Raw genomic sequence first — 9459 nt, forward strand, 5'->3', positions numbered from 1 at the left:
GTGAAATCCTGGTCCCATCCTGCCCTCGACCGACGGGGCCGCTCCAGCATGACCGACATCACGCCCTTGCACGACTTCATCCGCGCCATGACGCGCCTGGCCGAGGACGGCGCCACCGAGGCGCGCTGGCTGGCCGAGGGTGGCGCCCTGCTGCGCCGCCTGGTCGCGACCGACACCTGGCTGCCCGAGGCCTGCGCCGAGCCCGGCCCGCGCTACCGCCAGTACCTGCTGCATTGCGACCCGGTGGAACGCTTCAGCGTGGTGTCCTTCGTGTGGGGGCCCGGGCAGCGCACGCCGGTCCACAACCACACCGTCTGGGGCCTGGTCGGCATGCTGCGCGGGGAGGAGATCTCGACCGAGATGGTCGCAGGCACCCCGATGCGGCCCGGCCAGGTCGATCGCCTGCACCAGGGGGAGGTGGTGGCGGTCAGCGCCGATACCTACGACATCCATGTGGTCGAGAACGCGCTGCCCGACCGTGCCTCGATCAGCATCCATGTCTATGGCGGCAACATCGGCGCCATTGCCCGCAGCGTCTTCGACCCCGGGACTGGCGCGCGGACACGCTTCGTCTCCGGCTACGACAACGCGGCCGTGCCGAACCTGTGGGATCGCAGCCGGGAAATGGCGGCCGCCTGAATGCACGAAGGGCCGCCCCATTGCCCGGGGCGGCCCTTCGGCATGGCGTCGCGGCGGGGGTCAGCGCCGGCGGTAGGGGGCCTGCGCAACTTCCTCGAGGCCGAGGCTCGCGGCCTGCGCCGCGTTCACCCGCAGCGGATTGCGCCCGGCCATCATGGTGCCGCCCGTCACGTCCGGCCGGTTGTAGATGAAGCCCTGCAGCGGATAGGTGCGGCCGTAATTGTCGTCGTTGTGGCCGACCTGCACGCGCACCTGCGACCAGTCATTGGCCGGCGAGGCATCGATCACGGACACGCCGCGCATGATGGAGCCGCGACGGATGCCCGGGCCGCCCCAATTGGCGTGATGGATATGGACCTCGCGCGCCGAGACGACGCGCTCGACCACCGCGACGTGGCCGGCGCGCATGCCGCCATAGCCCGGGAAGGCCATGATGGAGCCGACTTCGGGCCGGTTGCCGCGGGCATAGAGGCCGGCGGCATTGTACCACCACTGGCCGCCATTGCCGCTGATGTCCATGCCGGTGGCCTGGCGCGCATAGGGCACGCAGGAGATGCCGCCGCCGCCGCCGCCGCCGCGGGCTGCGTGGCCACGCCGGCCGTTGCGGGTGGTGGCATTGCCGCGACCGGTCGCGGCGACCTGCACCGCGCGGTTCGGGCCACGCTGCGCGGCGGCGCGGGCGGTCGGGTTGGCGGGCCGTGTGGCCTCGCGCCGGGCGGCGGGGGCGGCTGGGGCGGCGGCGGCCCGCGCCGATGGCTTGCCCTGCCGCCCGTCGGGTGCCCGTGCCGCGGCGTCCTGCGCCGTCATGCCGAAGCCGCCGAACAGGATCGCCAGGGCGATCGCCGCGCCTTTTGCCGTCATATGTGCCCAGTGCCCCCAGAAACCCCCTGGCCGGGTGCCGAAGCGCCCCGCCGTGTGACGTGGCTAACAACCCGGCCGGCGGGCAGGCAACCCGAACCTCTGTAACAGGGGGAAATCTGCGGTGATTTGCGAGCAACGTGCATCGCGCCCGCGGCGTAACGGGAAACTATTCCCGTAATTCGGGCAGGATCGGGACACGGCCACAGTGTGGTGGCCGGAAAGCAACAACGCCCGGCGCGAGGCGCCGGGCGTTGAACGTCAGAGTCGAGGAAAGGTTTCCAGCCATCACGCGGCCGGCCGCAATTTACCGGCAGGCGGTGACCATGATCTCAACCAGGTGGCGAGGATCGGCCATGTTCGCCTCGACGCAGGCGCGCGCCGGCGCCTGGCCCTCGGCCAGCCAGGGCGTCCAGAGCTCGTTCATCGCGGCGCGGTCGGCGATGTGCTTCACCCAGATGGTCGCGGTCAGCAGGCGGGTCTTGTCGGTGCCGTTGGCTTCCAGCGCGGCGTCGATCTTGGCCAGCACCTCGGCCGTCTGGCCCTTGATGTCCTTGGACAGGTCATCGGCGGTGATGCCCGCGAGGTAGACGAAGTTGTGGTACTCGACCGAGGTCGAGAGGATCTTGTTGGTCCCCTGGCGGGTGATCTTGCTCATGCGGGCCGTTCCTTTGCGACTTGCGCCCCGGGCGCCGGGGGCAATGGGCGCCCCGGGCGCGGGGGCGATGCTGCGCTCGCGCGCGGCTCGCTTCTAGAACAGGTTGCGCAGGTCGGGAATGTCCCGTGGCGTGCCGGTGGCGCCGAACAGCGCGCAGGCGCAGCGCGGGCAGCGCGCCTGCGCGAGTTCGTGTGCCGCGGGTGCGGGTAGCGGCGCGGGGCCGGCGCGGCGCAGCAGGTCGGCGCGCAGCGTGTCGTGCAGGTCGGCTGTCTCGCAGGCCTGCGCGGCCGGCAGGTCCGGGCGCAGCGCGCGGGCTGTGCCGGGGAACAGCAGCGCGCTGGCGCAAGCGAGGCGGCGGGTTGTCGTCATGCCGGGATCATGCCGTGCAGCGCGCGCCGACGCACGCGCTTTCGGTCAGCGCTGGCCCTTGCTGGCGGCCGCGCAATGCGCGCAGGCGAATTCATCCTGCCCGCCATCGGCGACGAAGCGGGCCTTGGCCTCGGCGCAAGCCTTCGACGGTGCGCCCGCGGTGCAGGCGCCAGGCATCTCGGGCCCGGCGGACTTGGCCGAGGCGGCGCGCAGGCCGGCGCCGAGCGTCAGCAGCGGGAGGGCGGTGGCGGCGATGCCGCGGCGGGTGATGTTCATGGCGCGATGCTGCACGGCGCCGAACCGCCCGGGAACGAAACGCTTCACCGTGTGACCGGCACGCGATGTGCCCCGCCGCAGAGCGGGCAGCGCCCGCCATTGGCCATCGGCAGGGTGTCCTGCAATGCCTCGCAGGCGATGAAGCGGCCGCCCGGGTCGCCGCAGTTGCGCCGCGGCTCGGGCCCCGCGACCGCGGCGGCGCGCCCCACGGAGCGCGGCACCGCCAGCAGCGGCAACAGCAACGAAAGCCCGGCAAACCGACGCGCGATCATCGCAGGCTCCGTTCGAGTCGGCGCGATGCTACCGCGCGGATCGTTACCGCCGTACTGCTGATTCACCCGGCGCCGGCGCGCGGCCCGTCAATTCGCCATCATCGCGCCGGCGTTTCACGCCACGCGATAGGTGCTGCCCGAGGCCGCCGCGCCGATCATCGCCTCATAGACCGCGACGCCGTGCACCGCGTCCTCCACCGGCAGCGGATAGGCTGGCCCCCCGCATACCTCAATTGGGCGATGTGCCGCTTAGCCGAAGCTGGAACCGTCCCTGCAACGACAATGACGTGACCGGCCCAGGAAAAGAGGAGCGACCTAATGTTGTTGCGGGTGATGCGGTTCCTGAAAGACTACGCGGGCGTGATCTCACTTCTCTCGGTGCCGATTTCACTGGGAGCAATATGGCTGGCCAACGAGGCCACAGCCTATCTTCGGCCGACGCTTGAAATCGAGACGCGCCGAGGGATCGCGACGAGCATCACCCCCATCAACACGCCGACTGCGGGTGCCGAGCAGCCGGATTCCGCGCGATCAAGCGCGAACGTCGACTGCAGCCCCGGCTTCGTGGTTCTGACCGGTCAGTGCTATTTCGAGAACGCCAATGGTCCGTTCACGCCGGTTGGGACTCCAGCGAGCCACGTATCGCCGGAAGCTCTCGCCACTCGAATCAACCTGCCGTACGTGCGCGAGGTCCGGACGACGGACAGGAACGGTATTTCGCGCTTTTCCTGCTTCATTGCCGCGGAATTCCACGACGTGGACATCCGGGCCAGGGCCGAGGCCGTTTGCATCAACCGTCGGCATGTGAGGCCCGAATTCGGACGCGGTCAGTGACGCCACGATGGCGCAGGCCAACACAGCGCCTGGGGCTCATATGGTGACGGCAGGAAGTCGTTGACTTCGGATCACCACGGTTTCGGAAGGTATGCGGGCGACGCCATGGCGGACCAGGCTTCGCTGTTCCAAGGGTCTTCCAAGACGGATAAATGAAGCACGAACTGTCACGGGCACCCAGCGACACCGCCCATTCCGGCATCCGCGACCCATGCGCGTTGCGTCAGGATGACCCCAGCAACCTCCGTGCGATCAATCCCGCAGCCATTCCGGAAATAGGCCCTGAAGGCTATGTTTTGCGATGGATCGGAATACGCCCCCCACCCATCTGCCACGCCGTTGACCCAATTGCCTTCATAGCGGGAGCCGCGAGGCCATACCTGCACGCCATAGCCGTTTTTCTCGCCATTCGCCCAATTGCCCGTATATCGCTGTCCATCCGGGAGGACCAACGTGCCGGCGCCGCTTTGCCTTCCATTCAGGAAGCCGCCTTCGTAGCGGCCTCCATCGGCACCGACGTTAACCCCGTGGCCAGACAGACGATTGTCGACAAACCGACCCGTCAATGTGCCGCCATTCGCGAAGCGGACGTTGCCCTGGCCATTCAAGCGATCGTTCGCGAACTCGCCCTCATAAACATCCCCGCCGACATGCTCCCATCGACCACGCCCCTGCCGCCAGCCTTGCCGCATGTCGCCAACGTAGCGCTGCGTCTGCTCGCCGCCTTGATCCGTGTAGCGCCAGGTAGCTGTCCCCCGGCCCTGCGCACGGCCATTCACGCAAGGCCCAGACCAATTCACGACGGTCGTCGCGTTCACCCAACCGGTCCACACTTGGCACCGCGTACGCGCATCGGTGAGGAAGCCGGGCTGCGGCGCGGGTGAGGCCGGTGCCGCGGCCGGTGCTGCCACCGCCTGCACTGGCGCCGCCTGTGCCATCGGCGTCGGTACGACGACAGGCGTGGACGAGGAGGAATCGCAGGCCGTCAGCGCCGACAGAAGTGGCAGTGCCAGCGCGAACCAAGCGTTGACAGCCGGCGCGCGCAGGCCAAATCCCCGCCCGGCAACACCCAAACCCGCTTGCCCCAGCACGCCCTTGGCAAACCCACGCGTCGCATCCTCCATAGGCCGTCCTCCATCAACCCGGGACACCCCAGGTTGCCAGGACGAGGATTCACGGACGTAGCAGCGATCGCATCCCCAGTTTGGGGGATCTTTGCCTCGACCCGCACGCGTTCCCAACTCTCATCCGAGCGTTTCATTTACTTCGCGCAACATGACTGCCACCTTCAACCGCGAACAGCCTCCTCCGGTGCTTGGGAGCTTCGTCGTGGCCGATCGCCTTGAACGCCTCTATGGCCTAGTGGATCTGGTGTATGGGGCCGCGCTGGACGAGAGCGAATGGGCGGGCGCTGCCGCCCGGATCGCCGATGCCTTCGGCACCCACAGCGCAGGGCTGCAGATCGTTGGCGGGGATGACGGTTCCACCGATATTCTGTCCACGACGGCCAATCTGACGGTGCAGGCGGTCGAAGCCTACCGGGCGCACTACGTGTCCACCGACGTCTGGATCAGGCGCGCATCCAGCCTGAAGCCGGGTACGGGCGTTCTGGGGCAGGAACTGATCTCCGACGCCGACCTTATCCGATCGGAGTTCTGGCAGGACTGGGCACGGCATCAGCGCCAGTTTCACGTCTTGGGCGGGCTGATGCCTGTGTCGGAGGACCAAACCCTCGTCTTGGCCGTTCATGCCGATCGCTTCTGGAGAGGCTTCGACGAGGACGACCGTCAACTGTTTGGCGCTTTCCTGCCGCATCTTCAGCGCGCCTTGAAGATCCGGAGGAAGGGGCTTCTGGAAGGGGAGCGTGCCGCAGGCCTGTCAGACGCCATCGACCGCTTCCGGACTGCGGTCTGGGTTGTCGGGCGGCATGGACGCATCCTGGCGATGAACGGCGCCGCGCAAGACGTGCTTGAACTTCCAGCTTCGCCACTCGTGATGCGGAACTCCGTGCTCGCGACGCGCCGGGGCGAGACGACGAACCGGCTGCTGGCCGCGATCTCGGCGGCGTGGGCGGAGGACAGATCAGACCGCATGCGGCAGCCGCATCCTCCCATCAGGCTTGAATTCCTGGATGCCTCCGGATGCCTTCATGTCGTGGTCGCACCGTCACGGCAGGACGGGGGGCGGCACGCGCTGGTCTTTGCCTCACAGCCTCGGCTTCAGCGTACCGATGCCGCGATGCTCAAGGCTCTCTTCGGTCTTTCGACAGCGGAAGCCGACATCGTTGCGCGGCTCGTTGCAGGCGACAGCATCCGGGAGATCGCGCAGTCGAGGCGTGCCTCCGTGCAAACAGTCCGAAGCCAGGTCAAGACGGTGCTCTCGAAGACGAATACCCGAACGCAAGCTCAACTTGTCGGGTTGATCATGGGCAGCTTGGCGAACTTGCGTAGCGCGTAACGACCCGCGCCAACGGCTGGAAGCGACCTGCCTGCGCGCAGGACTGAGCAGGCGCGTCATGCCACGCGATAGGTGCTGCCCGAGGCCGCCGCGCCGATCATCGCCTCATACACCGCGACGCCATGGATCGCGTCCTCGGCCGGCAGCGGATAGGCCGGGCCGCCGGCGACCGCCGCGGCGAATGCCGCAAGTTCCGCGGCCTCGATGTCGACCCTGGGGAACACCTGCTCCTGCGGCGTGCCGTCGCGCGTGCAGGTCACCAGGTTCTCGTGGCCATGCAGCACCGCCCAGGCATCGGTGCCGAACAGCCCGACGCGCCACAGGCGGGGCGCATAGGCCAGCGTCGCGAAATTCGCCGTCGCGCCGCTCTCGAAGCGCATCAGCGCGGCGGTGGTGTCGTCCAACCCGTTGTCGATGACGCGGGCGTGCGACTGCACGGTCACCTCGGCGATGCGCCCGGCGAGGTTGATGAACATGTCGACCATGTGGATGCCCATGCCGCCCATGCCGCCGAGCGGGCTTTCCTTCGGATCCGCCCGCCACATGCCCGGCGTGTAGGCGAGCGCGCCCGGCCCGCTGAACTGGCCCTCGACATGCAGCAGCGTGCCCAGGCGGCCATCCGCCAGCATTGCCTTCATCTGCGCGATGGCGGGCAGGAAGCGGCGGTTGTGGCCGAGCGCCAGCACCACGCCGGCGGCGCGGCAGGCCTCGACCGCGGCCTGCGCGCTGGCCTTGGTCATGGTGAAGGGCTTTTCCACGAACACATGCTTGCCGGCGCGCGCGGCGGCGATCACCTGGTCGGCATGCATCCCGTGCGGGGAGGCGATCGCGACCGCCTTCACCGCCGGGTCGGCCAGCACCGCTTCGAAGCTGGGCAGGATGCGGATGCCCTGGCGCGCGGCCCAGTCGGCGGCGCGCTCGGGCCGGCCGGTGCACCCGGCGACGAAGCGGATGCCGGCGTCGTTGCGGCCCTGCACGCTGTCGACCAGCGTCTGGCCCCAGCGGCCCATCCCGATGATGGCGGTGTCGAGCATGAAACGTCCCCTGGGCTGCTGTGCCGCGCGGTGTCGCACGCACCCCCGGCGCCGGCAATCCGGGTGGCGCCGTGCCAGGAGGCGCGCCGCCCGGAAGCGGCGCCCGCGACATCCCGGGCGGACCGCGCCGTCGCGCGCCGTCGGGGCGGCGCCGGTCAGTCCAGCCGGATCGGCGGCGGGGCCATGCGCGCGACCTCATCCGCCACCCGGGCGGCGAGGGCCTCGGCGAAGCCTGCGGCGAAGTCGGCACCCATGACGGTCGCGATGGCCGCCTGCGCCGGGGCGCGGCCGGCGCCCTCGCCTGGCCGGGCCAGCTCGTTGACCAGCGCGACCTCGAGCGCGATGGCGAGGTCGGTGGCGCGCGCGACACCCAGGGCGGCCTCCATCGCCGCGTACAGCGCCTGGTCGGGGCCGTGGCGCTCGGGGGCTGGCACCGGCAGGTCCGGCGGTGGTTGCCACCACAGGCCGCGTGGCGCGGCCGCGGCGACGATCGCGGCGTAGTCCTCGCCCGCCGGCGCGATGTCGCCGGGCAGCAGCAGGATGCCGCGCGGGTCGTCATGCGCGTCGATCGCGTCGCCGAACACCAGGCGCAGCGCGAAGGCGGCTTCGGCCAGGCCGTCCGGGCGGAAGGGGATGTCGAGCGTGACCAGGCTGGCATCGCCGCGATGGTCCACCGGCGTGGCGGCGCCGAAGCCCTCGGGCGCCGGGGCCAGGGCGCGGATGGCGAGCAGCGCCGCGGTCCGCGCGGTCATGCCGTGGCGCCCGCGGCGGCGGCAGGCCGCCGCTGCCGCATCGCCGGGCGCGATCGATCAGCGCGCCGCCGGCCCATCCGCGCCCTCCAGCGCGTCGCGCATGCGCGGCAGCCGCCACATGCCCCAGGCCACCACCAGCAGCGAGACCAGCACCGCGAACAGCGTCGGCAGCGCCAGGCCCCAGACCTCGCCGGCGGCGCCCAGCAGCAGGGCGCCCAGCGCCGGGAAGGCGCGGGTGATCAGCCCCCACAGGCTCAGCACCCGCCCGCGCATCGACGGGTCGGAGGCGTTCTGCGCCAGGGTCTGCACGCTGATGCCGTGCACCGATCCCGCGGCCCCCATCAGCGCCGCGCACAGCACCCCGAAGGCGAACCACCCGGTCGCCGCGAAGCCCGCGGTGGCCAGCGCGAGGCCCAGCACGCCCAGGATCGCCAGCCGCGTCGTCCCCTCGATCCGCCCGCGCGCCGCCACCAACAGGCCCGAGATCAGCGCCCCGACCCCGAAGGCCGCGGTCAGCACCGCGAGCGATTCCGCGCCGCGGCCGAAGGCGCGCTCGACGAAGGGCGGCAGGATCTCCTGCACGCCGCGCAGCAGCAGCGCCGAGACCGCGGCAAACAGCAGGATCGGGCCGAGCCCCGGGTGCCGCGCGGCATAGCGGATGCCATCCAGCGTTTCGCCCATCAGGGAGGCGGTCGCGGCATGCCCGCGCCGCGCCGCGGCTTCCACGCGCAGCATCGGCGTGGTCAGCGTGGCCAGCAGATACGCCGCGGCATTGGCGGCGATGGCGGGCCATACGCCGGCCACCGCGATGATCGGCCCGGCCAGGGCGGGGCCGATGAAGCGCGCCACGTTGAAGGTGAGGGAATTCAGCGCCACCGCCGCCGGCAGGTCGGCGCGCGGCACCAGCCCGGGCATCAGAGATTGCCGCGCCGGCTGCGCGAAGGATGCGGCGACGCCGCCCACCACCTCCAGCACCAGCAGCAGCCAGATATCCATCAGGCCGAGCGCCACCAGCAGCGCGATCAGCGCGGCGTTCAGCCCGATCGCGGCCTGGCTGAACATGGTCAGGCGCAGCCGGTCGGCGCGGTCGGCGATCGCACCCGCGATCGGGCTGACCACCACGGCGGGCGCGAGGTCGCAGAACGCCACCATGCCGACCCAGAAGGCGCTGCCGGTCAGTTCCCAGGCCAGCCAGGACACCGCGATGCGGTGCATCCACAGCCCGGTCCAGGCGGTGAGCGAGGCGCCGAAGAAGATGCGCGCATTGCGGTGGGACAGCGCGCGCGTGAGCGTGGAGAGGCGGGCCATGG

General features: G+C 70.4%; 12 protein-coding genes. 3 read left to right on the forward strand and 9 right to left on the reverse strand.

The window, feature by feature from the left end; all coding sequences use genetic code 11:
* The first annotated feature begins 48 nt into the window (after positions 1 to 48).
* Complete coding sequence (locus tag LQ222_RS07950) at positions 49 to 639, forward strand: cysteine dioxygenase (RefSeq protein ID WP_230165630.1); 591 nt, start codon at positions 49 to 51, stop codon at positions 637 to 639.
* A 60-nt stretch (positions 640 to 699) separates the two neighbouring features.
* On the opposite strand, the gene LQ222_RS07955 is transcribed toward LQ222_RS07950, so the two are convergent.
* From LQ222_RS07955 to LQ222_RS07975, 5 genes are all read right to left on the reverse strand, one after another.
* Positions 700 to 1500 carry a CHAP domain-containing protein gene (locus LQ222_RS07955; protein ID WP_230165631.1) on the reverse strand — a complete coding sequence of 267 codons (801 nt, stop codon included), beginning with the start codon at positions 1498 to 1500 and terminating at the stop codon, positions 700 to 702.
* 304 nt (positions 1501 to 1804) lie between these two features.
* A complete protein-coding gene (locus LQ222_RS07960; RefSeq protein ID WP_230165632.1) occupies positions 1805 to 2155 on the reverse strand; it encodes a RidA family protein in 351 nt (116 codons plus the stop codon).
* A 93-nt stretch (positions 2156 to 2248) separates the two neighbouring features.
* Positions 2249 to 2524: a hypothetical protein gene (locus LQ222_RS07965; protein ID WP_230165633.1), complete on the reverse strand. Its 276-nt coding sequence runs from the start codon at positions 2522 to 2524 to the stop codon at positions 2249 to 2251.
* Between the two features lie 45 nt (positions 2525 to 2569).
* On the reverse strand, positions 2570 to 2800 hold the full coding sequence (locus LQ222_RS07970) for a hypothetical protein (RefSeq protein WP_230165634.1): 231 nt from the start codon (positions 2798 to 2800) through the stop codon (positions 2570 to 2572).
* Positions 2801 to 2844: 44 nt separating this feature from the next.
* Positions 2845 to 3072: a hypothetical protein gene (locus LQ222_RS07975; RefSeq protein ID WP_230165635.1), complete on the reverse strand. Its 228-nt coding sequence runs from the start codon at positions 3070 to 3072 to the stop codon at positions 2845 to 2847.
* A gap of 318 nt (positions 3073 to 3390) precedes the next feature.
* On the opposite strand from LQ222_RS07975, the gene LQ222_RS07980 reads away from it, so the two are divergent.
* Positions 3391 to 3906 (forward strand): hypothetical protein, encoded by a 516-nt coding sequence (locus LQ222_RS07980; protein ID WP_230165636.1) that lies wholly within the window; start codon positions 3391 to 3393, stop codon positions 3904 to 3906.
* Positions 3907 to 4073: 167 nt separating this feature from the next.
* Here LQ222_RS07980 and LQ222_RS07985 read toward each other — a convergent pair whose 3' ends face one another.
* Positions 4074 to 5030 (reverse strand): MORN repeat-containing protein, encoded by a 957-nt coding sequence (locus LQ222_RS07985; RefSeq protein WP_230165637.1) that lies wholly within the window; start codon positions 5028 to 5030, stop codon positions 4074 to 4076.
* 151 nt (positions 5031 to 5181) lie between these two features.
* Between LQ222_RS07985 and LQ222_RS07990 the strand changes: the two genes are divergently transcribed.
* Positions 5182 to 6363: a hypothetical protein gene (locus tag LQ222_RS07990; RefSeq protein ID WP_230165638.1), complete on the forward strand. Its 1182-nt coding sequence runs from the start codon at positions 5182 to 5184 to the stop codon at positions 6361 to 6363.
* A 56-nt stretch (positions 6364 to 6419) separates the two neighbouring features.
* On the opposite strand, the gene LQ222_RS07995 is transcribed toward LQ222_RS07990, so the two are convergent.
* The 3 genes from LQ222_RS07995 to LQ222_RS08005 form a co-directional block, all read right to left on the reverse strand.
* A complete protein-coding gene (locus LQ222_RS07995; RefSeq protein ID WP_230165639.1) occupies positions 6420 to 7397 on the reverse strand; it encodes a Gfo/Idh/MocA family protein in 978 nt (325 codons plus the stop codon).
* 155 nt (positions 7398 to 7552) lie between these two features.
* On the reverse strand, positions 7553 to 8149 hold the full coding sequence (locus LQ222_RS08000; protein ID WP_230165640.1) for a hypothetical protein: 597 nt from the start codon (positions 8147 to 8149) through the stop codon (positions 7553 to 7555).
* A 57-nt stretch (positions 8150 to 8206) separates the two neighbouring features.
* A complete protein-coding gene (locus LQ222_RS08005) occupies positions 8207 to 9457 on the reverse strand; it encodes an MFS transporter (RefSeq protein ID WP_230165641.1) in 1251 nt (416 codons plus the stop codon).
* Positions 9458 to 9459: the final 2 nt, after the last annotated feature.

Source organism: Roseomonas sp. CECT 9278 (assembly GCF_918698155.1).
In the GTDB taxonomy this organism is placed as follows: Bacteria; Pseudomonadota; Alphaproteobacteria; order Acetobacterales; family Acetobacteraceae; genus Neoroseomonas.

Coding starts and splice junctions, on each gene's coding strand:
- LQ222_RS07950 (WP_230165630.1), top strand. CDS start 49: ATGACCGACATCACGCCCTTGCACGACTTCATCCGCGCCATGACGCGC.
- LQ222_RS07955 (WP_230165631.1), bottom strand. CDS start 1,500: ATGACGGCAAAAGGCGCGGCGATCGCCCTGGCGATCCTGTTCGGCGGC.
- LQ222_RS07960 (WP_230165632.1), bottom strand. CDS start 2,155: ATGAGCAAGATCACCCGCCAGGGGACCAACAAGATCCTCTCGACCTCG.
- LQ222_RS07965 (WP_230165633.1), bottom strand. CDS start 2,524: ATGACGACAACCCGCCGCCTCGCTTGCGCCAGCGCGCTGCTGTTCCCC.
- LQ222_RS07970 (WP_230165634.1), bottom strand. CDS start 2,800: ATGAACATCACCCGCCGCGGCATCGCCGCCACCGCCCTCCCGCTGCTG.
- LQ222_RS07975 (WP_230165635.1), bottom strand. CDS start 3,072: ATGATCGCGCGTCGGTTTGCCGGGCTTTCGTTGCTGTTGCCGCTGCTG.
- LQ222_RS07980 (WP_230165636.1), top strand. CDS start 3,391: ATGTTGTTGCGGGTGATGCGGTTCCTGAAAGACTACGCGGGCGTGATC.
- LQ222_RS07985 (WP_230165637.1), bottom strand. CDS start 5,030: ATGGAGGATGCGACGCGTGGGTTTGCCAAGGGCGTGCTGGGGCAAGCG.
- LQ222_RS07990 (WP_230165638.1), top strand. CDS start 5,182: ATGACTGCCACCTTCAACCGCGAACAGCCTCCTCCGGTGCTTGGGAGC.
- LQ222_RS07995 (WP_230165639.1), bottom strand. CDS start 7,397: ATGCTCGACACCGCCATCATCGGGATGGGCCGCTGGGGCCAGACGCTG.
- LQ222_RS08000 (WP_230165640.1), bottom strand. CDS start 8,149: ATGACCGCGCGGACCGCGGCGCTGCTCGCCATCCGCGCCCTGGCCCCG.
- LQ222_RS08005 (WP_230165641.1), bottom strand. CDS start 9,457: ATGGCCCGCCTCTCCACGCTCACGCGCGCGCTGTCCCACCGCAATGCG.